The organism is Streptomyces sp. NPDC020917 (assembly GCF_044333795.1).
Lineage (GTDB): Bacteria > Actinomycetota > Actinomycetes > Streptomycetales > Streptomycetaceae > Actinacidiphila.
Genome location: NZ_JBIRRR010000035.1, coordinates 1 through 26,063, shown reverse-complemented (window position 1 = coordinate 26,063; position 26,063 = coordinate 1). Strand labels below are relative to the sequence as shown.

Below are 26,063 nucleotides of genomic sequence, written 5' to 3'. Positions count from 1 at the left end.
GCGGCCCCGGGCGAGGTGCCTCCCGCCCGGGGCCGCGTGCGTGTTCCGCGGGTTCAGTGCGCCATCGGCAGCACGGTCCTGGCGCCGGTGCCGGCCAGCAGGTCGACCGGCACCAGCTCGTCGGTGTCGTCGTCGATCACCGACACGCGCACCGCGGGGCTCGCCGTGGTGTCGATGCTGGCCGCCAGGTCCAGCGCGAACAGCACGTTCACCGGCCGGGCACCGCGGCCCGGCGCCTCGTACACCCCGGCGAACCGCAGCAGCCGCCAGCCCTCGTCGTCCCAGTGGTCCAGCAGCGCCGACCGGACGATGGGCGAGGCGGCCTGCCAGGCCAGGGACTGCTCCAGCAGTTCCACCGAGGCGACCACCGGCACCGGGCCGCCGTCCGCGCCGGCCAGCGGGTTGCCGAACACCCTGATCCGCAGCCGGCGCAGCGGCAGCAGCCACAGGTGGTCCAGGTCCGCCGACACCGCGCACAGCAGCACGGCGGCGGCCGCCACGAAGGCCACGGACCAGCCGGGCCGCCGGCCCACCTCGGTCCACCAGGTGCCGGAGGCGGTCGCCGCCACCGCACCGCCCAGCAGCACCAGGCCCGCGCGGGCGAAGGAGCGCACGCCGATGGGCCCTTCGGCCTTGGCGCTGCACCCGCAGGACGACTCCGGCGCCGTCGCCCTGGCATAGCCGAGGTAGGCGACGAACCCGGCGCCCAGCGCCGCGGTGGCCGCGCCGGGCGCCACCGTGCCGGGCACGGCCAGCAGGGCGGCGGCGACGGCCAGTTCGGCCGCGCCCACCGCGCGCAGCGCCAGCCCGGCCCGCCGGCCGTCGTTGAGGACCCGCACCAGCACGGTGTTGGCGGCGAGTTGGGCGGTGCGCCGGCCGAAGAGCTTGCTCGCGCCGGTCACCGCCAGCAGCACGCCGCACACCAGCGGGGCGAGGTCGGAGACGATCGGGATCATCGCACCCCCTCAGTGGCCGACGGTGACGCGGGCGATGTCGATCGAGTCGTCGTCGGGCCGCCAGGCACCCAGGATCTGGGCGGACTGGCCGATCCGCACCCGCGACAGGTCGGAGGTCAGGGCCCCGCCGAGATACGAGGCGGTGGTGGTGTCGCCGACGATCCGGCCGACCACGGCGTGCTCCTGGGCGCCGTGGGTGAGGTGCAGCCGGTCCTTGGCGATGCCCTTGACGGTGCAGTAGAGGTTGACGATGTTGACCCACACCGCGTCGGCGGCGATCGTGCCGTCGGGCATGTCCACGCCGCGGGCGTACAGGCCGTCGCCGACCTTGATGTCCGCGGCGGTGGTCGGGCGCAGCTTCCAGACGCTGGTGGCGTTGGTGAGCTGGATCAGGTGACGGTCCCCGTAGGAGCCGGCGACCTCCAGCACGCTGCCGTTGATCTGGCTGATCCGGCCCTCGGCGAACGCCGACTTGGCGATCGCCGGGTCCAGCGGGGGCATCGGCGCGGCGAATGCGGCGTCGGCGTCGAGGCCGCCCAGCGCGGAGGCGCCGACGATGGTGGCGCCGCCGAGCGCGGCCGTGGTGAGGAAGCGCCGGCGGTCCAGGCCGCGGCGGTCCGGGGTGTCGTTGCTCATGTCGGTCCTGCTCCTTCCTGGTGGGTGCCGGCGGTCACTCGTAGATGTAGACGGGCAGCTTGCCCGAGCTGAGGTTCCCGATCGCTGAGAAGGCGGCGGGGGTCAGGTCGATGACGCGGTTGGTGCGGCAGGCGCCGTTGCAGCAGGTGGCCTCGCCGCAGAAGCTCTTGGTGCGCGGGCCGCAGTCGGAGACGGTGACGCACACGGTGGCGCCCGAGCACTGGTGCTTGACGTTCATCACCGAACCGCAGCCGCGGCGCGCCATGTTCTCGCCGCACAGGTCGGGACGGGTGATGTCCCAGCACGCCTGGGACGCGTTGGGCCAGGCGGCCTGGTGGGCGTTGGACTGGCAGGTGCCGCAGGCGCCGCCGCCGGCGCTGCCGCACGGGCCCCAGGCCCCGCCGCAGCAGAACCAGGTCGTCTCACCGGCCCACAGGCTGGTCGATCCGCAAGCCATGTCGAACTCCTTCACTGGCACAGGAATGACCTGTGCATGACAAAGAGGAAACGGCACAGCTCCGTCGTGGAGTGGGGGGCCGCGACGGACCGGAAAAGGGAACTCCAACTGCGCCGTACGTGTCGGATGAGTCGGCAGTGCAGGTGGAACATCAGCCATGATGCGCGTTTCTACGCGCGTCCGCCAGAGGGAAGAACGGGTCCGCGGCATACGCGTGGGGCGGCGTGCGGCTACCGTGGCGCCCGCTGGCCGTCCGGCGCGGACCGCCCCACCGCCTCCACCAGCGGCAGCACCCGGGACGCCACCCGCTCGCGCAGCGCGATCTCGGTCCGGGTCCTGACGACGCCCGGCAACTGGATCAGCCGCTGGATGATGTCCTCGAGGTGGGCGTTGTCCCGGGACACGACCCGGGTCAGCAGATCGCCGCCGCCGGTGATCGAGTACGCCTCGATGATCTCCGGCACCGCGGCGAGCGCCTGCCCCACCGCGTCCAGATGCCCCTGGGTGACCTCGATGCGGACGAACGCCAGCACCGGGTGGCCGAGCGCGGCGGGCGAGATCCGCGGGCCGGCCGTCGTCGTCACCCCGTCCCGTTCCATCCGGTCCAGCCGCGCCTGAAGGGTGCCGCGGGCGACGCCGAGGATGCGGGCGTACTCGCGGACGCTGGTGCGCGGCTGCTCCAGCAGCAGCCGCAGGATCCGCGCGTCCAGGGCGTCGACGGGCATGGGCCACTGGTCCCTTCATGGTCGAGAATCCGGCGTGCTCACCGTACCAATGGCCCAGTCTCGGGCGAACGGTTTGAGCCACCACCGCAACAGGTGCTTTCCTGGTGGTGACGATGGCGTTGCGGGTCCCCGCAACGCCTTTGTCATGCCCGGCGGGCGTCGCCCGCCGCGGACACCGATACCGACCGGACAGGGGTGGGACCGCACAGGTGAAGAGGATGTTCGTCGCACCGGACCCCGGCCGCGCCCGGCTGCGCTTCGCGGCCCGGGCCCTGCTGGGCATCTCGGCGGCCGTCGCCGCCATCGTGCTCGCCGGGCTCCCGGCGCCCGCCGCCTGCGGCGGCGGCCTGGCCGCGCTGCTCGCCTTCTTCACCGTCGCCGACCCGACCGTGCGGCGGCAGGCGGTCACCACCGCCCTGCTGCCGGCCGCGGGCCTCCCGGTGCTCGCGGTCGCCGCCTGCCTCCACCCGCACCCGCTGCTCCGCGACGCGGCGTTCGTCGCCGTGGTGGGCGCCGGCGTCTACGCCCGGCGCTGGGGGCCGCGCGGCCACGCGCTCGGCGTCTTCGCCTTCATGATGTTCTTCGTCGCCCAGTTCCTGCACGCCGTCCCCGCCGACCTGCCGGAACTCGTCGCGGCCCTCGCCCTCGGCCTGGGCTGCGCGGCGGCCGTCCGCTTCGGGCTGTGGTGCTACGAGCGCGGCGGCACGCCGCCGCCCGCCGTGGACCTGCCGCAGCCGCGCGGGCTGCGCCGCCCCACCACCCGCCAGGCCGTGCAGGCGGCGACGGCCGCCGCGGCGGCGCTCGCCCTCGGCGAGGCCGTGTCCGCCGACCGCTGGTACTGGGCGGTGGCCACCACCTGGTGGATCTTCGTCAACACCGCCTCGCGCGGCGAGACGCTGGTGCGCGGCTTCCGCCGGGTGCTGGGCACCGCCACCGGGATCGCCGCCGGCTTCGCGCTGGCCGTCCCGCTGCACGGCGCGACCGCCCCCTCGCTGCTCCTGGTCGCCGTCTGCGTCTTCGGCATCTTCTACAGCGCCCCGGTCTCCTACAGCTGGATGACGTTCTTCGTGACGGTCATGGCCGGATCGCTGTACGGGCTGCTGGGCGTGCTGCACCCCGGGCTGCTGGTGCTGCGGATGGAGGAGACGGGCGCGGGCGCGGTCGCCGCCGCGCTGGCCGTGCTGCTGGTGCTGCCGGTGACCACGCACGCCGCCACCGACGCCTGGATCCAGCGCGCCCTGCACACCGTGCGGGAGGCGGCCGCGAACCTGGACGACGCGCACGGCGCCGGGGTGGCCGCGCGCGCCGCCGAACTCGACGTGGTGCTCGGCCGGGTCCGTGCCTCGGTCGCGCCGCTGGTCCACCCGCTCAGCCCGCTGCGCGCCCGCCGGCACCGGGCCCGGCGGGTGCTGGAGTTGCTCGACGCCTGCGCCCACCAGGTGCGCGGCCTCGCCGAGGTCGCCGCCCACCCCGGCGCCGGCCAGGACGAGCGGCTGCGGGCCGCCTGCCGCCGCGTGGAGCACGCGGTGCTGCGGCTGGTCCCACCGACCGGTGACCGTGCGGCGACGGAGCTGCCGCCCGGCGCCCAACTGCCGGGCCGGACCGGCCCGCTGACCGCGACCGGGCGGGAGCCGGTGAGCGGATGGCAGCCGGAGAGTGCGCGACGTATCCCGAACGCACCGCGGCGTGCGAGCGAAACGCGGGCTGCCGCCGCACCGCCGGCCGCACCGCTGGCCGCTGCGGGGACGCGGGCTGCCGCCGCACCGACGGCCGCGGCGGGGGAGCGGGTCGCCGCCGCACCGTCGGCCGTGGCTGGGGCGCGAGTTGTCGCCGGGACGCGGGCGGCCGCCGAACCGCGGGCCGTGACCGGGACGCGGGCTGCCGCGGCGCCGACAAGCTGCCCGTGGGCCGACCGCGCGCTGGCCCACCTGCACGGCCTGGAGACCGCACTCGCCGACCTGGCGGCTCCGCTGCACGCCGCGCCCGGCCGCGTTCTGGCGACTGCCTGAGGCGCGGAGCCGTAGGGAAGGTGCCGCAGCTGGCCGCGTTCTGGCGGTCGCTGTGGCGCGGAGTCGTAGGGAAGGCGTCGCGCATGGCCGCGTTCTCGCCGCACGCGGCCCCGAGTGGGTTCTGGCGACTGCCTGAGGCGGGGAGCGCAGGGAAGGCACCGCGCCCGGCGGCGTACTGGCCGCCTCCTCACGCGGAGCCCCCGCACCGTTCTCCCCGCGGCCCGGACACGGGATCCCCGCACCGTTCTCCCCGCGGCCCGGACACGGGACCCCGCATCGCTCAGGCCGCCGCCTGGGGCGCGCGGCCGCCGCCGGGCGTAACTCCCCCCATACGGGTGCCGGTCGGGCGTCACGCGGGCCGTGGCCGCCGCCGAACCGCCGGCGGCAGGACCCGGGGGCGACGTAACGGACGTCACGTACTACTCTCAGCCGCCGTAAAGACATCAGGCGGAAGAGGTACGGCAGTGGCCGGGCACGCTTATATCGGGTCGTTCACGTCGGCGGGAGGCCGTGGCCTCACCGCGGCCGGCGTGGATCCGAAAACGGGAGCGCTCACCGCGCTCGGGGACACGGCCGAGGTGCCCAACCCCTCCTTCCTCACCCTGTCCGCGGACGGGCGCACGCTCTACACCGTGAGCGAGACCGAACCCGAGGGCGCCGCCGCCGCGTTCTCCCTCGCCGACCCGGCCGCGCCCGCGCTGCTCGGCGCACCCGTGCCGGTGCGCGGCGGCGCCCCCACCCACCTGGCCGTCCACCGGGGCCACCTGCTCACCGCCAACTACGCGGCGCCCGGCAGCGTCACGGTGCTGTCGCTGCTCGACGACGGCGCCCTCGGCGAGGTCCGCTCGGTGCTGGAGCACGAGGGCGACGGGCCGAACCGCGACCGGCAGGAGGCGCCGCACGCGCACGCTGTGCTGCCCGACCCGACGGGACGCTGGGCGGTCAGCGTGGACCTGGGCACCGACTCGGTGCGGGTGTGCGAACTGGACGCCGAAAGCGGCGAGTTGGAGATCGAGCGGGAGCTGGGCCTGCGCTCCGGTATCGGCCCGCGCCACCTCACCTTCCACCCGGGCGGGGCGCACGCGTACGTGATGAACGAGCTGGACTCGGTGGTCACCGTGTGCCGCTTCGACGCGGAGAAGGGCAGCCTGCGGCCGCTCGCCGAGGTGTGCGTGCTGCCCGACGGCAGCGCGGGCGAGAACTACCCGTCCGAACTGGTGGTCTCGGCCGACGGCCGGTTCGCCTGGGCCGCCAACCGCGGCCACAACAGCATCGCCGTGCTCGCCATCGACGAGAGCGGGGAACGGCTCGAACTCGTCGACACCGTCAGCTGCGGCGGCGACTGGCCCAGGCACCTCACCCTCGACCCGTCCGGCACCCGGCTGTACGCGGCCAACGAGCGCTCGGGCGACGTCACCTGGTTCGACGTCGACCCGGCGACCGGCATCCCCAAGCAGGCCGGCTCCCTGGCGCTGCCCGCGGTGTCCTGCGTCGTCTTCGCCTGAACACGGACGCGGGCGGCCTCCCTTCTGGGAGACCGCCCGCGTTTGCGTGTGCGCCAGGGGCCGCCGCGACGGCCCCTGGTTGCCGTCCGTTGGCTACGGCCGGGCCTGCACGCCCTGCGGCGTCTGCAGGGCGATGCCCAGGACCGTGGCGTACTGCGTGACGACCAGCTTGCCGACCGCCGGGTAGGGGCCGAGCGCGTCCGCGCCGGAGCAGCCGGCCTCGGCGGCCGCGGTGTGCAGCAGCTGGGGGGCGATCTCCGGGCCGATCAGGCAGGGCGCCAGGGCCAGCGTGCCGGAGCCCGACGTGCGCAGCTGCTCCGCGGCACGCGCGATGGCGCCGTCCTCGTCCAGTGCGGCGGCCAGCACCGGAACGGCCAGCCGGGCGGCCAGCAGCAGGCCGGTGACGCCGGCGGCCTGGGCGGCCTCCTCGCCGCCGACCGTGGCCAGGATGATGCCGTCGGCCGCGGTGGCGACGGTGAACAGCCGGGCGCGGTCTGCGCGCGCCAGACCCGCCTCCGACAGCCGCACGTGCAGCGCCTCGGCGAGCAGCGGGTGCGGGCCGAGCACGTCGGTCAGTTCGACCTGCGCCTTGCTGTCCGCGATGGCCTGGCGGACGCGCCGCAGCACCGACGCCTCGGGGCCGGCCAGCAGGGGCACCACCACGGCGGAGACGTCGTCGCCGGGCTTCTCGGCCGCCACCCGGTCCAGCACGCTGCGCAGCGACGGGAACTCCGCGCCGTCGGCGTCGGTGTCCTCGCCGTCGACGAACGCGATCCGCGGGTCGAGGCCGGACAGTTCGGAGCGGGCGAGGCTCACGACCTCCTCGGCGAGGCTGAGCGCCGCGGCGGTCGGTGTGCCGGGTACCGCCAGGACCAGAACCGGCGCGCCTTCGGGCGCGGCCAGCGCCTCCGGTCGGCGGTGTCGTCCGGGCTGGCGCGGACGCGGCATGCGTACGGGGAGGCCGGAGGAGGGGCCTGGTGCAGTGCTCATGGCGTCGCATGCTAACGCGTTGCGCGGCCTCGATGTTCGGGCGGGTACGAGGAAGGCCACGGCTGTCCGGAACTGTCCGATTCCCCCGGCCCGCGCCGGACACGTTCGGTCAGCAACCGAGTCTGACCTGTACACATGCGCTGCCGCCGGGCCTGCCGGCGCGCGTGGGACGCCCGCGTCCGGCGGGCCCGCGGAAGGTGCGCGGTGCCCGGTGGGCGGGCGTGACGGGCGTGGCGGGCGGCGCCACTTGAGGTCCCCGCGAGATCCCCGGGGACCCCGCGAGCGTTCAGCGAACGGTCTCCGGAGCCGGCCGGCCGCCGGCCGCGGTATCCGTCCCGGTGAGTGTCAGCAGGACGCCGTCGGCGGGCAGGGCCAGCGCCGAACGGTGCAGGGCCGACGCGATGAGCACCGCGCCGTCCAGCGGATCGCCGGCCGCGGCGTGCAGGTCCGCCTCGGGCAGCAGCCACTCGGCCTGGTCGCGGAGCGGGTCCAGAAGCGGTTCGCCCATCCCGAACAGCCCGCCGGCCAGGGCCACGTCCACCGGGCCGGGGCCCGGGCGGACCGCGGCCGCGGCCTCCAGGATGTGGGTGGCCGCCCGCCGCAGGATCTCCGACGCCACCGGGTCCTCGGCGGCGCAGCGCGCCACGTCGGGCGCGAACGAGGCCAGCACCGCGGGCCGGTCGGGCCGCGGGTACAGCCGGCCGGGCAGCGACGCCGCCGGCCCGAACCGCTCCTCGGCCAGCGCCAGCAGCGCCGTGGAACCGCCCGCCCGGCCGTCGTGGGCGCGCATCGCGGCGTCCAGGCCCTCGCGGCCGATCCAGGCGCCGCCGCCGGCGTCGCCGAGCAGATGGCCCCAGCCGTCCGCGCGCCGCCAGCGGGTGCCGTCGGCGGACACGCCCAGCGCGATCATCCCGGTGCCGGCCGCCACCACGACACCGGACCGCAGCCCGAGGGCGCCCGCGTAGGCGGTCACCGCGTCGCCGGCCAGCGCCAGCCGCCGCACGCCGAACGCGTCGGCGAACGCCCCGGGCAGCCGTGCCCGCAGGTCGTCGCCGAGGGTGGCCATGCCGGCCGCGCCCACGCACGCGGCGTCGATCCGTGCCGCGCCGGCCTCCCGCATCAACTGCTCGGCCAGCGGCGCCACGAGGCCGAGCAGGCTCGTGGCGTCGATGCCGCGGTCACCCGTGACCGCCGGGCGCGGCGCCGAGGCGCGGGTGCCCGACCCGGTCGGACCGGCGGCCGGGGCGAGCTCGACGCGCAGCCCTGAACCGCCGGAGTCGACGCCGAGCACCCACGCGGAGTCGGAGTCCGGCACCCTCAGCCGAGCCCGCGCGAGTCCTGCTTGAGCGCGGTGTCCACGGTCAGCGCCGAGGCGACCACCATGCTCAGCAGCGGGTCGGCGAGCTGCCGGTGGATCTGCAGCACGTAGTTGTCGGCCGTGGTGAACATCGTCTTCGCGAGGCCCTCCCACGTCTTGGTGATGCGGCCGATCTCCTGCTCCGTGTGGTCCACGATGGCGAAGTTCCAGGCGCGCCAGTTCTCGGCCTTGATCGCGCCGATCTTCTGCCCGTTGTACATGAACGCGAAGTTGATCTTGCCGAAGGCGTTCTGCTGCACGATCTCGCCGAGCGGCTCGCCGTTGGCGCGGTGCACCAGCACCTTGGACTTGATGAACTTCGCCGGGCGGGTCAGCACCAGCTGCGGCTGTCCCTGGGCGTCCCGGACCTCGAGCTTGTGGGTGAGGAACTGGTCCACGCTGGAGACGAAGCGCAGCACCTTCTTGGCGGTGCTCTGGCCGATCTCCACGACCGAGCCGAGCGTGCGGCCCTGCTGGTCGAACACGCTGTACTCGTTGACGAGTTCGATCAGCTTGGCCTTCTGGTTCACCACCAGGATCGGCTCGGTGAACAGGGTGCCGCCGCCGAAGCCGCTCGGCGCGACACCGGCCTGCTGCTGGACCTGCCGCTGGATCTTGGACGGGTCCGGAGCGCCGCTGACGTTCAGCTCCCAGGCGTTCCCGCCGCCCTGCTGGGCCTGCTGCGGCACCTGACCCGGGTTGGTGTGCTCGGTCCACTGGGTGCCGTCCCAGTAGCGGAGCAGGTTCGGAGTGCCCTGCGGGTCGGCGTACCAGCCGGCCGGGGTATTCGGATGCGTCGTCACCGGGGAAGCGTACCTAAGCGGTGACCGCTCAGGGGAGCCGCCAGTCCACCGGGTCCGCACCCTGGCGTGTCAGGAGTTCGTTCGTGCGGCTGAAGGGACGGGAGCCGAAGAACCCGCGGTCCGCGGACATGGGGGAGGGGTGCGCCGACTCGATCGCCGGCAGGTCGCCCAGCAGCGGCCGCACGTTGCGCGCGTCACGCCCCCACAGGATCGACACGAGCGGCCGGCCGCGGGCGGCCAGCGCCCTGATCGCCTGCTCGGTGACCTGCTCCCAGCCCTTGCCGCGGTGCGCGCCGGGGCGCCGCGGGGCGGTCGTCAGCGCCCTGTTGAGCAGCAGGACGCCCTGCCGGGTCCACGGGGTCAGATCGCCGTTGGACGGGCGCGGCACGCCCAGGTCGTCGACCAGCTCCCGGTAGATGTTCTCCAGGCTGCCCGGCAGCGGCCGCACGTCGGGGGCCACGGAGAAGCTCAGGCCCACCGCGTGGCCCGGGGTGGGGTACGGGTCCTGGCCGACGATCAGCACCCGCACCTCGTCGAACGGCTGCTGGAACGCGCGCAGCACGTTCGCTCCGGCCGGTAGGTAGGTGCGGCCGGCGGCGATCTCGTCCCGGAGGAAGCTGCCCATGGCCGCGATCCGGTCGGCCACCGGGTCGAGCGCCTTGGCCCAGCCCGGCTCGACGATTTCGTGCAAGGGTCGCGCAGTCACGATCCGTCACTCTACTGGCTCAACGAGGGTGCTGCGGACGGGGATCGGGGATCCGGCCGGAGGCCGGCGGCCCTGGGCGAGGCCGCCGGGGCACGCCCGGAGGACCGCGCATCGACGGTCAGACGACGGCCGCCCGCACGCACAGCACGTCCGGCAGGTGCGCGATGGCCTGCTCCCAGCTGTCGCCCTGGTCGGCGCTGGCGTACACCTCGCCGTTGCGGTTGCCGAAGTACACCCCGCCGGGGTTCGCGTCGTCGGTGCACATGGCGTCGCGCAGCACCACGCCGTACGACGGTGCGTCGGGCAGGCCCGCCGACAGCCCCGTCCAGCTGCCGCCGGCGTCCTCGGTGCGGTAGACCCGGCAGCGGTAGTCCGGCGGCATCCGGAACGCGTCGGCGCTCAGCGGGAAGACGTAGGCCACGTCGCCGCGGTGCTTGTGCGCGGCGACCGCGAAGCCGAAGTCGGCGGGCAGGCCCTCCGCGATGCTCGTCCACTGGGCGCCGCCGTCGTCGCTGCGGTACACCCCGCCGTGGTTCTGCAGGTAGAGCCGGTCCGGGTCCACCGCGTCCTGCGCGACCTTGTGCACGCACTGCCCGAACTCCGGGAAGCGCTGCTCCTCGGGCATGAAGGTGGCCTGCACACCGGAGTTGGACGGCACCCAGCTCGCACCGCCGTCCTTGGAGCGGTACACCCCGCCGGTCGACACGGCGACGGTCACCAGATCCGGGTCACAGGGATGGGTCACGACGGTGTGCACGGCCTGGCCGCCGAACCCGGCCTCCCACTGCGGGCGCTGCGGGTGGTCCCACAGGCTCCGCACCAGGGTGAAGGTCTCGCCGTCGTCCTCGGAGCGGAACAGCGCGCCGGGCTGCGTGCCCGCGTAGACGACGCCCGGTGCGGACGGTCCCGCCGGGTGCAGCTGCCAGACCCGTTCCAGGGAAGTCCCGGTGTCCTCGGGGAACTTCACCGCGGGCCGGGCCGGTTCGTGCCACGTCTCGCCGAGGTCGTCGGAGCGGAACACCGACGGGCCCCAGTGGGAGCTGTCCGCGCCCACCAGCAGGCGCGGGGACGCGTTCCGGGTGTCGATCCCCACCGAGTACACCGCCTGCATCGGGAAGTGCGGCCCGGTGAACTCCCAGCCGCCGCGCCGCCGGCCGAGGAACAACCCCTTCTGCGTACCCACTGCGAGCAGCACGTCGTCCATGACGTCCTCACCTCCGCGTTGCGATGTGCTCGACATCACAAGAGTCTGCACCCACCCACTGACAACGTCCCCCTTGCGGGCATCGCCGCAGGTGACAGCGCGGGGCGGAGGTGAGGAGCCGCGGAGAAGGTCAGGCGACGGGACGCGGGTACGCGCGGGCGTACTGCGGCGGCACCGCGGCGGACGCCGGGGCGCCCAGCTCGTGGGCGGCCTGCAGCGGCCAGGTCGGCTGCCGGAGCAGCGCGCGGCCCAGCATCACCGCGTCGGCCTGGCCGCTGGTGAGGATCGTCTCGGCCTGCCGCGCGTCGGTGATCTCGCCGACCGCGCTCACCGGCAGCTCGGTCTCCGCCTTGACCCGGGCCGCGAACGGCACCTGGTAGCCCGGCCCCAGCGGGATCCGCACCCCGGCCGCGTTGCCGCCGGTGGAGACGTCCAGCAGGTCCACGCCGCGCACCAGCAGCTCCTTGGCGAACCGCACGGTCTCGTCGGCCGTCCAGCCGCCGGCGTCCAGCCAGTCGGTGGCGGAGATCCGGAAGAGCAGCGGGAGTTCGTCGGGCCACACCGCGCGGACCGCGTCGACGGCCTCCAGCGCGAACCGGACGCGGTTCTCGAACGGGCCGCCGTAGCCGTCCGTGCGGTGGTTGCTGTGCGGGGAGAGGAACTCCCCGATCAGGTAGCCGTGCGCGCCGTGCAGCTCGGCGACCTGGAAGCCGGCCCGCAGGGCGCGGCGGGCGGCGGCCGCGAACTGCTCGACGACCTCGGCGATGTCCGCCTCGGACAGCTCGTCCGGCACCGGGTGGCCGTCGGCGAACGGCACGGGGCTGGGGCCGACCGGCTGCCAGCCCTCCTCGCCGCCGAACAGCGGCGCGCCGCCCCGCCACGGCCGGTCGGTCGACGCCTTCCGCCCCGCGTGGGCGAGTTGGATGCCGGGGACCGCGCCCTGCTCCTTGGCGAACCGGGTGATCCGGGAGAACGCCTCCACCTGCCGGTCGTTCCAGATGCCCAGGTCGGCCGGGCTGATCCGCCCCTCGGGGCTGACCGCGGTGGCCTCGGTGAGGATCAGGCCGGCGCCGCCGGCCGCGCGGGCGCCGTAGTGCGTGACGTGCCAGTCGTTCGGCACGCCCTGCTCCGGTCCGGCCGGGGCCGCCGAGTACTGGCACATCGGAGCCATCCAGACGCGGTTGCGGATCGTCACGGACCGCAGGGTCAGGGGCTCGAACAGTGCGCTCACGGCATGCTCCTCGGATCGGGCAGCAGAAATAGGAGGGTTCGGCGCGCCAGGGGCCGCCGGACCGCTTCCTACGATAGGCACCGTAGTACGGCAACTGTCAAACTACGAGAGTCGTCGTAATATGACGTTCATGACCCCCTCGGCCCCCAGCTCCTCGACCGCCACCCGACCGGACGGCGACGCCTCGGCCGCCGGCCGCCACCTGGAGCACCCCGCGACGGAGGACATCCGCCTCGAAGAGGTGCTGCACGCGCTGGCCGACCCGATGCGGCTGACCGTCGTCCGCGAACTGGCCGCGGCCAGCGCCGAGGTGGCCTGCTCCGAAGTGCCGCTGCCGGTCAGCAAGTCCACCACCACGCACCACTTCCGGGTGCTGCGCGAGGCCGGCGTCATCTGCCAGGTCTACCGCGGCACGTCGAAGATGAACGGGCTGCGCCGCGCGGACCTCGACGCGCTGTTCCCCGGGCTGCTGGAGCGGGTGCTGGCGGCGGCGGCCGCACAGGAGGAGCGGCTCTCCGGGAACTGAACCCGGGGGCCGGGTCCGCCGCAGGTCGACCGACTCTGCCGCCGGGCCGGAACCGGACCCGCCGCCGGGCGGCGTCCGCTCAGGCCCTCGCGGCCGGTTCGAGCCCCGGGGTGTCCTCCGGCGGGAGGCCCGCCGACCAGTCCAGCCCGTACCGCCGGAACAACTCCGCGCGCAGCAGCGCCAGCGGCATCGGCGCGCCCGGAAGCAGCAGCGCCACCGTGGAGCCCATCAGCAGGGCGCGCAGCAGCTTGTACTCCTCCTCCGGGTTGTCGGAGCCCCAGCGCTCCACGGTGTCCCGCAGTAGGAAGGCCAGGCGCTGCTGCTCGGGGCACTGGATGAAGCCCTCCTCCTGGAGGATCGAGGCCATGTGCGTCCGCATCAGCGTGGTGCGGGTCCGGGTGAGGTTGAGGATCGCGTCGATGGCGCGGGCCAGCAGCTCGTCGCCGTCCTTCGCCGGCGGCTCGCTCTCCAGGGCGGCGGCGAGCTCCCGGTGCATCAGCCGGTGCACCGCGGACTGCAGCAGCGCGCGTTTTCCGGAGAAGTAGTACGACACCAGTCCGCGTGCCGACCCCGCGCGCTGGGTGATGTCACCCAAGGTCGTGGCCTCGTAACCGCGTTCCTCCACGAGCTCGACCGTGGCCTGCAGGAGGCGTTCGCGCGACCGCTGTCGCATGGCTTCATTGACGGAAGCGCTTCGAGGGGACATGCTTTACTCCTGCGTTGACTGGCTCAGAGCCAATATACTCAGCGCGTCCCTCCGGACCACGGGGTCCGTGAGGGGAATGAACGTCTGCCGGCCCCGGCGACGCGGGGGATCGTCGGGGCCGACAGACGCTCCTCAGCCACCGTTCGGGCAGGTCACGGCGATGCGGCGGCCGTCGGCGCCGGAGCGCGCTCCGCCTCCTCGGCCGGACGCCCCGGGTCTGCACCGGCCCGCACCGCCGATTCCGGTACTCCCCGCCAGAGCCGTTCTCCGCCGCCGCGGAACCGTCATGTAAGCGCGTGCAGTCCGGGGCCGAACGCGATGATCACCGGCACCGCGGGCACCAGCAGCGCGCACGCGGTCACCCGCAGACGGCGGGCCAGCGGCAGCCGGGGCGCGGCGTCCAGCAGCCGGTGCACCCGGCCCTGGAGCGCGCCGTCCGGGCCCGCGCCCGGGCCGAACGCCCCGCGCTCCTCGTTGAGTTCGACGAGCGCCAGGGCGGTCGTCAGCCGGCCGAAGCGGCGCGAGGCGGTGTCGTCCGCGGCCAGTTCGACCAGGTGGTGCACCTGGTCGCGGAAGGCATCGAAGACCGGCACCTGGGGGAAGCCGCCGGCCAGCGCCCCCGCGCAGTTCAGCAGGACGTCGTGGCGGGCGCGCGCGTGGCCCTGCTCGTGCGCCAGCACCGCGTCCAACTGGCGGCCCTTGAGTCGCTGCAACGCGCCCGTGGTGATGACCAGTTGGCCCTGCGCGCCGGACAGCCACCAGGCGTCGGGACGGGCGTCCTCCAGGACCACGAGGCGCTCCTCGGGCGGCACCGACTCGCCCGGCAACCGGGGCGCGCGGACCCGCAGTTCGGTGTGCCGCCGTTGGCGCCTGGCGCGGGCCGCACGCACCTCGCGGGTGAGCATGGCGGCCGTCCACACCCCGCCGAGCGCCAGGGCCGCGGCGAGCCAGCCGGCCCAGTGGCCGTAGTCCGACAGCCCGTAGGCCTCCACGACGCCGCTGGGCGCGAACGCGAAGACGTTGCCGCGGACCTCCGCCCAGGCCGCCGATCCGGCGAGTGCCATGGCCAGCACGCAGCACAGCAGTACGGCGGCGACCACGCACTGCCAGACCCACAGGGCCAGCACCGGTTCGCGCTCCGGCCAGTCGGCACGGGAGAGCAGGCGCGGCGCCGTCGCCGCCGCGAGTGCGCCGAGGACCAGCAGCACGATCGCGACCGTCATGTGATCAGCCTAGGGACGGCGGCCACGTCCGGGTACGGCGCCCGACGGGATGTGACGCATCACTCACAGGATGTGTCGGCAGGTCGCGCGGGACCGATCCTGACGCGGGCCCGCCTGCACCGCGAGGCCGGTCGTGCGGGCGCGCTTCCCGCCGGAGCGGCATCGGGGGAGGGGCCCGCGCGGCTGACGGGCGCGCGGGACGCACGCGATGTACGGGAGCACGGGACGCAATGGACGCACCGGCGTCGCGTCCGGCCGAAGGCGTGACGTCGCCCGGGAGGAACAGAGTCGGTCCGCGGGCCGTCCCCGGGACCGCGACGGCGGGCCGCGGGGGCCGGGGCGTCACATCAGAAGGAGCATCGCGACCATGCCGAGGGCCATCGAGACCCGGCAGGCCACCGCGACCTCGGGTGACTGCCGCAGGCGCAGGGCGGAGGCGGCGCCGGGTATCGCGCCGGCCGGCCCGCCGGGAAGTGCCGCCCGGCGCACCGCCGTTCCGCGGGCCGGCGTCCTCCGGACCGCCTCGTCCATGGCGGCCGGACCGTGGACCGCGGTCATGTGCGCGGGCGCGGCCACCACGCGGGTGCCGGCCACCAGCACGTACCCCGCGAAGTACAGCAGCAGCACTCCGGTGAGCAGCGGGCTGCCCGCGCCGTGGTGGCCCGCGTGGTCGCCGTGGGCGGCACCCGGGCGGGACATCGCCAGCGCCATGTAGACCATGGCGGCCGAGCAGACGGTGTGGTGGAGGCGATGGGTGCGCCGCCGGGCCACCGAGTGCACGGCGGCGCCCGCGAACACCACGGCCAGCACCGGCGCCACCCACGGCCCCGGGTCGAGGACGGACAGCGGCACGGCCATGACGGCCATCCCGGCACCGGTCAGCGCCTCGTCCCTGGCCGCGCCGCGCAGCAGGCAGGACACGGCCGCGGCGAGGCTCAGGGCCACCAGCAGCCAGGACACCAGCGGTGGTCCGTGCATCGCCGTCCCCCGATCATGTCGCGCCCCTCCCTGCCGCGCGGCCGTGCCGCTCCTTGCCGTCCCCGCATCTGCCGTCCGCCCCCCGGCCGGGCGGCAGACGCGGTCCGGCCGTGGTGCGGCCCGCACGGTCGTCCGCCTGAGTCGTGCCCATCTCCGAGGGCGCACACGCCTGCGCACGGGGGTACCCGGGGGAGTGCGGCGGCCGGGCTTGCGCGCCCCGCGCACTCCGGCCGCGCCCGCGTTCCCCGCGCGGGGCGAGGGACCGGCACGACACGGCGACCCGCCCGCCGGACCGCGCCGACGTCCCCCGGCGCCCGCCGCGTGTCGGGGGTCAACTCCCCCTGGGACGCCGGGGTCAGCGCGCCCTCGGACGCGGGCGTCAACTCCCCCCTCGCGCGCGGGCGTCAGCGCGCCCGCTGGGTGACCGCCACACACACCAGCACCGCCAGCGCGGCCGGCAGCGTCGCCGCGCCCAGGTGCTCGCCCAGCAGCACCGAGGACCACACCAGGGTCAGGACGGGCTGCGCCAGCTGCAGTTGGCTGGCCTTCGCCACGCCGATGCGGGCCATGCCCCGGTACCAGACCAGCATCCCCAGGAACTGCGACACCACCGAGACCCAGAGCAGCCCGCCGACCGACTGCCCGGTCAGGTGCGCCGGTTCCAGCGAGACGGCGACCGCCGCGGCGGGCAGCGACAGCGGCAGCGCCCCGACCAGCGCCCAGCCGATCACCTGCCAGCCGGGCATCACCGACGCCAGGCGCCCGCCCTCCACATAGCCGGCCGCGCACGCCAGCAGCGAGCCGAACAGGTACAGGTCGGCGCCGGTCGGCGCGCCGCCGCTCTGACCGAGGGCGAAGGCGACGACCACCGCGGCGCCCGCGAGAGCCGCGCCCCAGAAGGTGCGCGAGGGGCGCACTCCGGTGCGCAGCGAGCCGAGGGCAGCGGTGCACAGGGGGAGCGCGCCGACCACGACCGCGGCGTGCGAGGTGCCGGTGGACACCAGGGCGAGGGTGGTCAGCAGCGGGAAGCCGACGACGACACCGCCGACCACGACCGCCAGGCCCGGCCAGTGCGCCCGGTCCGGCACCGGCGCCCGCCCGGCGGCCAGGAACGCGCCGGCGACCGCGGCCGCGAGCACCGCCCGCACCGTCACCGTCGACCAGGGGCCGAACCCGGTGAGCGCGTAGTGGGTGGACGGGAAGGTCAGGGAGAACGCCGCGACCCCGAGGAGGGCGAGTGCGGTGCCGCCGAGCGCTATCGGGGCGGTGGGAGTAGCGCTATTCTCAGCTGTCATGAACAACGATAGCAGTGCGGCTGTTGTCGCCGACGCCCTGCGCGGGGAGCTGCACCGCTTCTCTCCCGGCGAGAAGCTGCCGTCGAGCCGGGCGCTCGTCGACCGGTTCGGCGTCAGCCCGGTGACGGTGTCGCGGGCGCTCGCCGGCCTCGCCGCGGAAGGGCTGGTCGTCACCCGCCCCGGAGCCGGCACGTTCCGCGCGGCCGCGCGCGAGCCGAAGGGCCCGGCGGCGGACACGTCGTGGCAGCAGGTCGCCCTCACCGCCGAGGACCCGGACGCCGCGCCGCGGGTGGTGGACGCCGCGCCCGTGATCGCCTGCCTGGCCCCGGCCCCCGACGGCGTCATCGCCTTCCACAGCGGCTACCTGCACCCCTCGCTGCGTCCCGAGCAGGCGCTCGGCGGGGCCCTGGCGCGGGCCGCCCGCCGTCCCGGCGCGTGGGACCGGCCGCCCGTCGAAGGGCTCGCGGCGCTGCGCAGCTGGTTCGCCCGCGAGACCGGCGTCGGGCCGGCGCAGGTGCTCGTGACCGCGGGCGGGCAGGCGGCGCTCGCCACCGCCCTGCACGCCCTCGCGCCGCCCGGCGGCGCCGTCCTGGTGGAGTCGCCGACGTATCCCGGGGCGCTCGCCGCGGCCCGCGCTGCGGGCCTGCGGCCGGTGCCGGTCCCGGTGGACGGCGAGGGGGTCCGCCCGGACCTGCTGGCCGACGCCTTCGCCGCCAGCGGCGCCCGCGCGTTCCTGTGCCAGCCGCTGTTCCACAACCCGACCGCGGTGGTGCTCTCCGACGCCCGGCGCCGCCAGGTGCGCGAGATCGCCCACGCCGCGGGCGCGTTCGTCATCGAGGACGACTTCGCCCGGCGGCTGGGCCACGGCGGGCCGCTGCCGCCGCCGATGGTCGCCGACGACCCGTACGGCGCCGTGGTCCATGTCGCGTCGCTGACCAAGCCGACCTCGCCGAGCCTGCGGATCGGCGCGCTCGTCGCCCGCGGGCCGGTGCTGGAGCGGCTCCGCGCCATCCAGGTCGTCGACAGCTTCTTCGTGCCCCGCCCACTGCAGGAGGCCACGCTGGAACTCGTCGGGGCGCCGGCGTGGCCGCGCCATCTGCGCGCGGTGGCCGCGGGGCTGCGCGAGCGGCGCGACGCGATGATCGCGGCCCTGCGCGAGCATCTGCCCGCGCTCGCCCCGGCCGCCACCCCGCAGGGCGGCTACCACCTGTGGCTGCCGCTGCCCGACGGCACCGACGAGACCGCGCTGACCGCCGCCGCCCTGCGCCGCGGGCTGGCCGTCGCCGCCGGACGCCCGTACTTCCCCGCCGAGGCGCCCGCGCCCTTCGTCCGGGTGACCTTCGCGGACACTTCGGGCGCCGAGGAGGTCACCGAGGGGGTCCGCCGCCTGGCCGCGGCGCTCGGCGACTGCCGCTGAGCCGGGCGGTGAGAGCGGACCGGGGCCAGGGCAGGGCCTGCCCTCGGGAGGGGCCTGGACGGCCTCGGGCCACGCCCGGCCCCTTCGGTAGCCTGACCGCCATGGACATCGCCGCTCAGCCCACGTTCCGCGCCGCCACCGCCGACGACGTGCCCGCGCTCGTCGCGCTGATCGAGTCCGCCTACCGCGGCGACGACAGCAGGACCGGGTGGACCACCGAGGCCGACATCCTGGAAGGGCAGCGCACCGATCCCGCCGGTGTGCTCGCCGTCATAGAGAAGCCCGGCAGCCAGCTGGTCGCGGTGGAGAGCGCGGGCGAGCTGGTGGCCTGCTGCCAGCTGGAGCACCGCGGCGAGCACGCCTACTTCGGGATGTTCGCGGTACGCCCGACCCTGCAGGGTGCCGGGCTCGGCAAGCTGATCATCGCCGAGGCCGAGCGGTTCGCCCGCGACGAGTGGGGGGTGTCCGAGATGCACATGACGGTCATCTCGGTCCGCGAGGACCTCATCGCCTGGTACGTGCGCCGCGGCTACGCGCGCACCGGCGAGACCAGCCCGTTCCCCTACGGCAACGAGCGGTTCGGGCTGCCCACCCGCGACGACCTGGAGTTCGAGCTGCTCACCAAGCGGCTCGGCTGAACCCGGGGCGCGCCGCCGCGGGCCGGCACCGCGCCCGCACGCGAGCGGCGCGGGGCGGGTCCGGGTCAGGGCCGCGGATCAGGCGGCCGGCTCCTCGGGCAGGTCGGTGGCCGCGCCGTCCAGGCCGAGCGCCCGCACCAGCGCCCAGTCCCGCGCGGAGTTGACGCTCCACGCCATCACGTCGATCCCCGCCGCGTGGCAGCGGCGCACGGTGTCCAGGTTGAGCTGCGTGAGGTCCAGGCTGACCAGGCGCGCGCCGACCGCCTGGGCACGCGGCACGATGTGCGGCCCGAGGTCGCTCGCGACCAGCACCGTGCGGACCCCCGGCAGCAGCGTGTGGATCTCGGCGAGCGCCTCGTCGTGGAACGACAGCACGCTGACGCGGTCCTGCACGCCGCGCTCGCGCAGCACACCGGCCAGCACGCGGGCGGCGGCCACGTCCTTGATCTCGGCCTGCAGCGGCCGGTCCACCGCGTCCAGGACCTCCTCGAAGACCGGCACGCGCTCGCCCCGTCCCGCGTCCAGGGCGCGGATCTCCTCCAGGGTCAGGTCCCGGATCATCCCGCTGCCGTCGGTGGTGCGGTCCACGTCCGCGTCGTGCATGACGATCAGCGCGCCGTCCTTGCTGAGGTGCAGGTCCAGCTCGATCTGGTCCATGCCGGCCTGCTCGGCGCGGCGGAACGAGCGCAGCGTGTTCTCCGGCTCCACGCCCATGACGCCGCGGTGACCGACGGTGAGGAAGCTCATGTCCCGCACCCTAGCGAGAGCCGGCGACGCCGGGCCGAACGCGCCGTGACGCGCCGGCGTCGCGTGCCGCTCCGGCCGCTGCGGGTCCGTTCGCTCGCCCTACCCGCTACCCGGGGATTGTGCGCGTTTTCCTCGCCCGTTCCGGGGAACTCGCAGGAAAAATACCGGCTGCACCCCCATGTTGCCGCATGATCTCCGTCGGCTCCCCTTGATCGATGCCGGTGGGCGCGGCTACGGTGGGCGGGACGACAAGTTCTTTTGTGGAGGAGGGGTCATGAGTGAAATTCTTTTGCCGACGACGCGCGGTGAGGGCGGGACGTCCGGCGAGGGAGTCACCAGCCACCCTCAGTGGGCGGTGCTGAAGCAGGCCGTCGAAGCCATCCGGCCGTGGCAGCGCAAGGACGGCTCGATCGACTTCGAGGCCGAGAACGCGCCCAGCCGCGAGGACGCCGCCAAGACCCTGGGCCGCGTCGTCGACGCGGTCGAGCAGCTGTCCGGCGAACTGCCGCACGACGCGGCCTACCACGAGGCCCTGGTGGCGGACCTGCACCGCTGGGCCGACGGCGGCTTCGGCGTCCCCGACTTCCTGGACTCGCTGCTGGCCTTCCAGCCCGCGCAGGACCGCCGCGACGGTCTGCAGCACCTCGTCGTCTTCCCGATGTACACGCAGAACGGCAACCCGGACCGCAACCTCGAAGCCGTGGTCTTCGACGTGGTGTGGCCGGACTGGCTCGCCGAGCTGGAGCGCACCCGCTACGACAACCCGCTCTTCGTGCCGATCACCTTCGCGGACTTCACCCCGGGCTACGACACCAACTCCGCCGTGCTGTTCCCGGAGACCGTGGCGGTCCGCGAGGCTCCCGAGCGCTGGACGTGGGGCGCGATCTTCTGCGACCGCGAGGCCGCCCGGTTCCGCCGGGTGAGCGCCGCCGCCGTCGAGACCCTCGGGCTGGAGCTGCCCGAGGAGGCCGCCCGCCTGGTCGAGGACCAGGAGCTGGCCCAGCAGACCTTCGTGCTGTGGGACATGATCCACGACCGCACCCACAGCCACGGCGACCTGCCGTTCGACCCGTTCATGATCAAGCAGCGGGCGCCGTTCTGGATGTACGGCCTGGAGGAGCTGCGCTGCGACCTGACGAGCTTCAAGGAGGCCGTCAAGCTGCAGGCCGAGGGCCACCCGATGGGCCTGGGCGTGCAGTACGCCATCCTCTTCGACCGCCTGTTCCGCTTCCCGGTCACCGGCGAGCGGGTGCGCAACTACGACGGGCTCGGCGGACAGCTGCTCTTCGCGTACCTGCACAAGCACGACGCCGTACGCTGGACGGACAACACCCTGCACATCGACTGGGAGCGCGCACCGCAGGTCACCAACCAGCTCTGCGCCGAGATCGAGACGCTCTACCGGGACGGCATCGACCGCCCCAAGCTCGTGCACTGGTTCGCCGCCTACGAACTGGTCGCGACGTACCTCTCCCCGCATCCCGGCTCGGTCTGGGCCAAGGGTCCCGACGCCCTGGATCTGTCGCTCCCGCCGCGCAAGCTGGTGGACGACGTGCTTGCGGACGAGTTTCCGCTCAGCATGTTCTACGAGGCCCTTGCGAAGAAGCTCCGTGAGGTGATCGCCTCGACCAAGGGCATCACCGGCGACAGCGCGCTGCGAGGCGTCGCATGACCGGTGCGGGCGAGGAGGCGGAGATGACGACGGACACCTACGCGGGCGGGCTCGACGGCGCCGTGATCGCGGTGGCGGGCGCCGGTGGACCGGCCGGGCGCGCGGTACTGCAGCGGCTCGCACGGGCCGGCGGGCACGTGATCGCGGCCGACGCCGACCCGGGACGGCTCGCCGAGTCGGTCGACGCGGCGCGCTACGACGCGGGCGGCGCGGACATCACCGGCGAGATCGTGGACCTGCTGGATCTGGAGGCCACCCAGGACTGGGCCGGCCGCATCGAGAAGGACCACGGCCGGGTGGACGGCCTGGTGCACCTGGTCGGCGGCTGGCGCGGCTCCGCGTCCTTCCCGGAGACCGAGCTGTCGGACTGGGACGCGCTGCACGACCTGCTGATCCGCACCGTCCAGAACACCTCGCTGGCGTTCCACGACGGCCTGATGCGCAGCCCCGGCGGCCGGTACGTGCTGATCAGCGCGGCCGGCGCCAGCGCGCCCACCGCGGGCAACGCGGCGTACGCCGCCGCCAAGGCGGCCGCCGAGGCGTGGACGCTCGCCCTCGGCGACTCGTTCCGCAAGCTCGGCCCGGACGACGGCCCCACCGCGGCGGCCACCGTCCTGGTGATCAAGGCACTGGTGCACGATGAGCTGCGGGCCCAGCGCCCCAACGCCAAATTCGCCGGCTTCACCGACGTCCACGACCTCGCCCAGGCGATCGCCGACGTGTGGAACGCAAGCCCCAAGGAAGTGAACGGGACCCGACAGTGGCTGACGCCCCGACCGTGACCGACCCGACCGACCCGGACACCCCGGACGTGACCGGACAGCCCGCCACCGACGCCGTGCGGCGCCACGACCCGCAGGTGCGCGGGTTCGCCAGTGACAACTACGCGGGCGTGCACCCCGAGGTGCTCGCCGCGCTCGCCCTCGCCAACGGCGGCCACCAGGTCGCCTACGGCGAGGACGTGTACACCGGGCACCTGCAGGACGTCTTCCGCGCGCACTTCGGCCCCACCGCGGAGGCGTTCCCCGTCTTCAACGGCACCGGGGCCAACGTGACGGCGCTGCAGGCCGTCACCGAGCGCTGGGGCGCGGTGATCACCGCCGAGTCCGCGCACATCAACGTGGACGAGTGCGGCGCGCCCGAGCGGGTCGGCGGCCTCAAGCTGCTCACCGTCCCCACCGAGGACGGCAAGCTCACGCCGGAGCTGATCGACCGGCAGGCGTACGGCTTCGACGACGAGCACCGCGCCCAGCCGCAGGTCGTCTCGCTCACCCAGACCACCGAACTGGGCACCTGCTACACGCCCGAGGAGATCCGGGCGATCTGCGACCACGCGCACCAGCTGGGCATGACCGTGCACATGGACGGCTCCCGCATCGCGAACGCGGCGGCCACCCTCGGCGTGCCGCTGGCGGCGTTCACCACCGACGCCGGGGTCGACCTGCTGTCCTTCGGCGGCACCAAGAACGGCCTGCTGCTCGGCGAGTGCGTGGTGGTGCTCAGCCCCGAGCGGGTCCGCTCGATCCGCTACCTGCGCAAGATGTCGATGCAGCTGGCGTCCAAGATGCGGTTCGTCTCGGTCCAGTTCGAGGCGCTGCTCGCCGGCGACCTGTGGCTGCGCAGCGCCGCACACGCCAACGCCATGGCCCGCCGCCTGGAGCAGGCGGTACGGGACGTGGACGGGGTGACCGTGCTGCGGCCGGTGCAGTCCAACGCGGTCTTCGCGATGCTGCCGCGGGAGGTCAGCGAGCGGCTGCAGAAGCGCTACCGCTTCTACTTCTGGAACGAGGCGACCGGCGAGGTGCGGTGGATGTGCGCCTTCGACACCACCGAGGCCGACGTGGACGGCTTCGCCGCCGCCATCGCGGAGGAGATGGCCGGCTGAGCCGCACCCGCTCCTCTCGCATGAATATGCATTGAAGCGTAAATGTATTGCCGACCGGGTCGGTGGCTGCCTAGGCTCCTCGTCATGGAGCCGATCCCCGTGGCCGCCGACCCGGCCGCCTATCTCGCGGCCGACGAGGCCATCGACCATCAGCACCCGCTGATCCGGGAGACCGCGGCGCGGCTGCGGTCCGCTGCCTCCGAACCGCATGACTATGCGAAGGCGGCGTACGAGTTCGTCCGCGACGCCGTGCCGCACTCCGCCGACGCCGGCGACCCGCGGGTCACCTGGCGCGCCTCGGACGTGCTGGAGCAGCGCACCGGCATCTGCCACGCCAAGTCCCACGCCCTGGCCGCCCTGCTGCGGGCCGGGGGCATCCCGGCCGGGCTGTGCTACCAGCGGCTCACCGAGGACGACGGGACCCAGCCGGTCCTGCACGGGCTCAACGCGGTGCTGCTGCCCGGCCGCACGCGCTGGGCGCGGATCGACGCCCGCGGCAACATCCCCGGCCTCGTCGACGCCGCCTTCTCGCTGGACGAGGAGCGACTGGCCTGGCCGGTGCGGCCGCACCTCGGAGAGGCCGAGTCCCCGCTGGTGTACGCCGCGCCCGCAGCGGAGGTGCTGGCCGCGCTCCGGGCGGCCCCCGACCGCGCCCGCCTGGACCTGCCGAGCGAACTTCCGTCCTGATCGCCGCCGCGCGCGGGAATCACGGCGGCCGCCGCGACGCTGCAAGGCTGAGGGGAACGATCGGAGCAGCGACGTCGAGCAGGAGGACAGGAGTGCGGGCCACGGACGGCGGGCAGCGGCTGACGGCCGCGGAACTCGACGGGCCGCTGGGCGAGCGGGCGACCCTCGTCCAGTTCTCCAGCGCGTTCTGCGCCCCCTGCCGGGCCACCCGGCGGGTCCTCGACGACGTCGCGGGGATGGTCGAGGGCGTGCGGCACGTCGAGATCGACGCCGAGGCGCACCTGGACCTCGTCCGCCGGCTGGGCATCCTCAAGACCCCGACCGTGCTGGTGCTCGACGCGGACGGGGCGGTGGTGCGCAGGGCATCGGGCCAGCCGCGCCGCGCGGACGTCATCGCGGCCCTCGGCGCCGCGGTCCGGTCCGCGTGAACCGCCGCGCGCGGCACGCCGGTTCGTCCCCGAGTGCACCCCTGCCGCGCCCATGGGACCTGCCCGGACGCCCCAGGGATCGCCGCAGGTACGGCCGTCCGGCAGGCGATGTGACGGACCTTCCATCTGCCGGGGCCGCCTTGACGGGGTGCGCCTCGAATCGTCACTCTGACGTGATGGCCCGTGATCTCCTTCCGCGCATCCACGCCGGCGCTCACGTCACGCGGCCCGAGGGCGCGTGGCGGCGTCCACGCTGCTGAGCCCGCCGTGCCCGCGAGCCGCAGGACGCAGGACCCGCCCGATGCAGAAGGACACCCGGTGACCGCCACGACCGACATCACCCCCGACGACCAGGTGCCGGACCGGCCCCACGGTCCGGCTCCCGCCCTGCCCCGCCAGGCCCGGAGCGCCGGCCGCACGGCGCAGCCGGGCACGGACGGGGGAGCGGCCTTCCAGGCCGACGTCTTCCGTGCGGTGTTCCGGCGCCACGCCGCGGGGGTCGCGGTCGTCACCGTCTCAGGACCCCACGGCCCGGTCGGCTTCACCGCCACCTCGCTCACCTCGGTGGCCGTCGAGCCCCCGCTGCTGTCCTTCGGCATCAGCCTCGGATCCTCGTGCTGGCCGGCGGTGGCCGAGGCGTCGTTCGTCGGCGTCCACGTCCTCGGCGAGCACCAGCAGTCGCTCGCCGCGCTGTTCGCCCGCAGCGGCGCCGACCGCTTCGGCCCCGCCACCGCATGGTCCCCGGGGCCGCACGGTGTGCCGCTGCTCGACGGGGTCGCCGCCTGGCTGGTGGGCCGGATCGCCGGCCGCGTGCCGGCCGGCGACCACCGCATCGTCGTCGCCGAGGCCGTGGCCGGCGACCCGCACGGCCCCGGCGGGCCGCTGTTGTACCACCAGGGCGGGTTCCACCACCTCCCCGGCTGACCGTCCGGGCGCCCGCCGACCGCCTGTGGGGGCGTGTCGCGCGGGTCGGCCACCTCACAGTGCGGCACGCTTGCGGCTCTGCTCCCGCCGCTGTCTACTGGCGAGTAATATTTCGGTCGAGGACGTTGCTGCGTCCCCGCCGGGGACGGCCGCCGCAGGCGCCTATGCTGCCATTCCGGGTGGATTCCGCGGCGTGCGGTGGGCCCGGTCCGGTCCGGGGCAGTGGACGAAGACGTGCAGAACGAAGCAGCAGGACGAGCAGTAGGAGTGCTGGCGTGAGCTTGAGGATCGTTGTGGCTGTGAAGTATGTGCCGGATGCGACGGGTGATCGGCACTTCGCTGAGGATCTGACGACGGA

Annotated in this window: 26 protein-coding genes and 1 pseudogene; 12 read left to right on the top strand and 15 right to left on the bottom strand. The window is 74.7% G+C overall.

Going from position 1 to position 26,063, the window contains the following annotated elements:
• Positions 1-53: 53 nt before the first annotated feature.
• The 4 genes from ACH4TG_RS39835 to ACH4TG_RS39820 all read right to left on the bottom strand — a co-directional run bounded on the left by ACH4TG_RS39835 (position 54) and on the right by ACH4TG_RS39820 (position 2,774).
• Positions 54-956 (bottom strand): MauE/DoxX family redox-associated membrane protein, encoded by a 903-nt coding sequence (locus ACH4TG_RS39835; RefSeq protein ID WP_398248018.1) that lies wholly within the window; start codon positions 954-956, stop codon positions 54-56.
• Positions 957-965: 9 nt separating this feature from the next.
• Complete coding sequence (locus tag ACH4TG_RS39830) at positions 966-1,592, bottom strand: cell wall protein (protein WP_398248016.1); 627 nt, start codon at positions 1,590-1,592, stop codon at positions 966-968.
• A gap of 34 nt (positions 1,593-1,626) precedes the next feature.
• Entirely contained in the window at positions 1,627-2,049 is a 423-nt protein-coding gene (locus tag ACH4TG_RS39825; protein ID WP_398248014.1) for a hypothetical protein, read from the bottom strand.
• A gap of 230 nt (positions 2,050-2,279) precedes the next feature.
• Positions 2,280-2,774 carry an Lrp/AsnC family transcriptional regulator gene (locus tag ACH4TG_RS39820; RefSeq protein WP_398248012.1) on the bottom strand — a complete coding sequence of 165 codons (495 nt, stop codon included), beginning with the start codon at positions 2,772-2,774 and terminating at the stop codon, positions 2,280-2,282.
• 218 nt (positions 2,775-2,992) lie between these two features.
• Here ACH4TG_RS39820 and ACH4TG_RS39815 point away from each other — a divergent pair, with 218 nt between their 5' ends.
• Positions 2,993-4,783 carry an FUSC family protein gene (locus tag ACH4TG_RS39815; protein WP_398248010.1) on the top strand — a complete coding sequence of 597 codons (1,791 nt, stop codon included), beginning with the start codon at positions 2,993-2,995 and terminating at the stop codon, positions 4,781-4,783.
• Between the two features lie 464 nt (positions 4,784-5,247).
• Complete coding sequence (locus ACH4TG_RS39810; RefSeq protein ID WP_398248008.1) at positions 5,248-6,288, top strand: lactonase family protein; 1,041 nt, start codon at positions 5,248-5,250, stop codon at positions 6,286-6,288.
• Positions 6,289-6,381: 93 nt separating this feature from the next.
• Here ACH4TG_RS39810 and ACH4TG_RS39805 read toward each other — a convergent pair whose 3' ends face one another.
• From ACH4TG_RS39805 to ACH4TG_RS39780, 6 genes are all read right to left on the bottom strand, one after another.
• Positions 6,382-7,278, bottom strand: coding sequence for a sirohydrochlorin chelatase (locus ACH4TG_RS39805; protein ID WP_398248007.1), 897 nt, complete (start codon positions 7,276-7,278; stop codon positions 6,382-6,384).
• A gap of 286 nt (positions 7,279-7,564) precedes the next feature.
• Positions 7,565-8,593, bottom strand: a complete 1,029-nt coding sequence (locus ACH4TG_RS39800; RefSeq protein ID WP_398248005.1) for an N-acetylglucosamine kinase — start codon at positions 8,591-8,593, stop codon at positions 7,565-7,567.
• Positions 8,594-8,595: 2 nt separating this feature from the next.
• Positions 8,596-9,438 (bottom strand): phospholipid scramblase-related protein, encoded by an 843-nt coding sequence (locus tag ACH4TG_RS39795; protein WP_398248003.1) that lies wholly within the window; start codon positions 9,436-9,438, stop codon positions 8,596-8,598.
• Between the two features lie 28 nt (positions 9,439-9,466).
• Positions 9,467-10,144 (bottom strand): uracil-DNA glycosylase, encoded by a 678-nt coding sequence (locus tag ACH4TG_RS39790; protein ID WP_398248001.1) that lies wholly within the window; start codon positions 10,142-10,144, stop codon positions 9,467-9,469.
• A gap of 118 nt (positions 10,145-10,262) precedes the next feature.
• Positions 10,263-11,348, bottom strand: a complete 1,086-nt coding sequence (locus ACH4TG_RS39785; RefSeq protein WP_398248043.1) for a WD40/YVTN/BNR-like repeat-containing protein — start codon at positions 11,346-11,348, stop codon at positions 10,263-10,265.
• 130 nt (positions 11,349-11,478) lie between these two features.
• A complete protein-coding gene (locus tag ACH4TG_RS39780; protein WP_398247999.1) occupies positions 11,479-12,579 on the bottom strand; it encodes an NADH:flavin oxidoreductase/NADH oxidase in 1,101 nt (366 codons plus the stop codon).
• A gap of 130 nt (positions 12,580-12,709) precedes the next feature.
• On the opposite strand from ACH4TG_RS39780, the gene ACH4TG_RS39775 reads away from it, so the two are divergent.
• Positions 12,710-13,105, top strand: a complete 396-nt coding sequence (locus tag ACH4TG_RS39775) for an ArsR/SmtB family transcription factor (protein ID WP_398247997.1) — start codon at positions 12,710-12,712, stop codon at positions 13,103-13,105.
• 79 nt (positions 13,106-13,184) lie between these two features.
• Here ACH4TG_RS39775 and ACH4TG_RS39770 read toward each other — a convergent pair whose 3' ends face one another.
• The 4 genes from ACH4TG_RS39770 to ACH4TG_RS39755 all read right to left on the bottom strand — a co-directional run bounded on the left by ACH4TG_RS39770 (position 13,185) and on the right by ACH4TG_RS39755 (position 17,307).
• Positions 13,185-13,778 (bottom strand): TetR/AcrR family transcriptional regulator, encoded by a 594-nt coding sequence (locus ACH4TG_RS39770; protein ID WP_398247995.1) that lies wholly within the window; start codon positions 13,776-13,778, stop codon positions 13,185-13,187.
• Between the two features lie 317 nt (positions 13,779-14,095).
• Entirely contained in the window at positions 14,096-15,034 is a 939-nt protein-coding gene (locus ACH4TG_RS39765) for a M56 family metallopeptidase (protein WP_398247993.1), read from the bottom strand.
• A 342-nt stretch (positions 15,035-15,376) separates the two neighbouring features.
• The gene (locus ACH4TG_RS39760) at positions 15,377-16,012 is read right to left on the bottom strand and encodes a DUF5134 domain-containing protein (protein ID WP_398247991.1); all 636 of its coding nucleotides are present in this window, start codon (positions 16,010-16,012) and stop codon (positions 15,377-15,379) included.
• A gap of 404 nt (positions 16,013-16,416) precedes the next feature.
• Entirely contained in the window at positions 16,417-17,307 is an 891-nt protein-coding gene (locus ACH4TG_RS39755) for a DMT family transporter (protein WP_398247989.1), read from the bottom strand.
• Between ACH4TG_RS39755 and ACH4TG_RS39750 the strand changes: the two genes are divergently transcribed.
• Positions 17,306-18,724, top strand: a complete 1,419-nt coding sequence (locus ACH4TG_RS39750) for a PLP-dependent aminotransferase family protein (RefSeq protein ID WP_398247987.1) — start codon at positions 17,306-17,308, stop codon at positions 18,722-18,724. The two genes, ACH4TG_RS39755 and ACH4TG_RS39750, sit on opposite strands and share 2 nt — an antisense overlap.
• Positions 18,725-18,825: 101 nt before the next feature.
• Positions 18,826-19,362, top strand: coding sequence for a GNAT family N-acetyltransferase (locus ACH4TG_RS39745; RefSeq protein ID WP_398247985.1), 537 nt, complete (start codon positions 18,826-18,828; stop codon positions 19,360-19,362).
• 78 nt (positions 19,363-19,440) lie between these two features.
• Here ACH4TG_RS39745 and ACH4TG_RS39740 read toward each other — a convergent pair whose 3' ends face one another.
• Positions 19,441-20,109, bottom strand: a complete 669-nt coding sequence (locus ACH4TG_RS39740; protein WP_398247983.1) for a glycerophosphodiester phosphodiesterase — start codon at positions 20,107-20,109, stop codon at positions 19,441-19,443.
• Positions 20,110-20,383: 274 nt separating this feature from the next.
• On the opposite strand from ACH4TG_RS39740, the gene ACH4TG_RS39735 reads away from it, so the two are divergent.
• The 7 genes and pseudogenes from ACH4TG_RS39735 to ACH4TG_RS39705 all read left to right on the top strand — a co-directional run.
• The gene (locus ACH4TG_RS39735) at positions 20,384-21,781 is read left to right on the top strand and encodes a DUF6421 family protein (protein ID WP_398247981.1); all 1,398 of its coding nucleotides are present in this window, start codon (positions 20,384-20,386) and stop codon (positions 21,779-21,781) included.
• A gap of 23 nt (positions 21,782-21,804) precedes the next feature.
• Positions 21,805-22,563: an SDR family NAD(P)-dependent oxidoreductase gene (locus ACH4TG_RS39730; RefSeq protein ID WP_398247979.1), complete on the top strand. Its 759-nt coding sequence runs from the start codon at positions 21,805-21,807 to the stop codon at positions 22,561-22,563.
• Positions 22,560-23,666 (top strand): threonine aldolase family protein, encoded by a 1,107-nt coding sequence (locus ACH4TG_RS39725; protein WP_398247977.1) that lies wholly within the window; start codon positions 22,560-22,562, stop codon positions 23,664-23,666. The genes ACH4TG_RS39730 and ACH4TG_RS39725 overlap by 4 nt, the downstream gene beginning before the upstream one ends.
• 84 nt (positions 23,667-23,750) lie before the next feature.
• Positions 23,751-24,353: a transglutaminase family protein gene (locus ACH4TG_RS39720; protein ID WP_398247976.1), complete on the top strand. Its 603-nt coding sequence runs from the start codon at positions 23,751-23,753 to the stop codon at positions 24,351-24,353.
• A 59-nt stretch (positions 24,354-24,412) separates the two neighbouring features.
• A complete protein-coding gene (locus ACH4TG_RS39715) occupies positions 24,413-24,781 on the top strand; it encodes a TlpA family protein disulfide reductase (protein WP_398248042.1) in 369 nt (122 codons plus the stop codon).
• 354 nt (positions 24,782-25,135) lie between these two features.
• Positions 25,136-25,705: a flavin reductase family protein gene (locus ACH4TG_RS39710; RefSeq protein WP_398248040.1), complete on the top strand. Its 570-nt coding sequence runs from the start codon at positions 25,136-25,138 to the stop codon at positions 25,703-25,705.
• Positions 25,706-25,980: 275 nt separating this feature from the next.
• Positions 25,981-26,063 (top strand): annotated as a pseudogene (locus tag ACH4TG_RS39705) (electron transfer flavoprotein subunit beta); the annotation flags it as partial.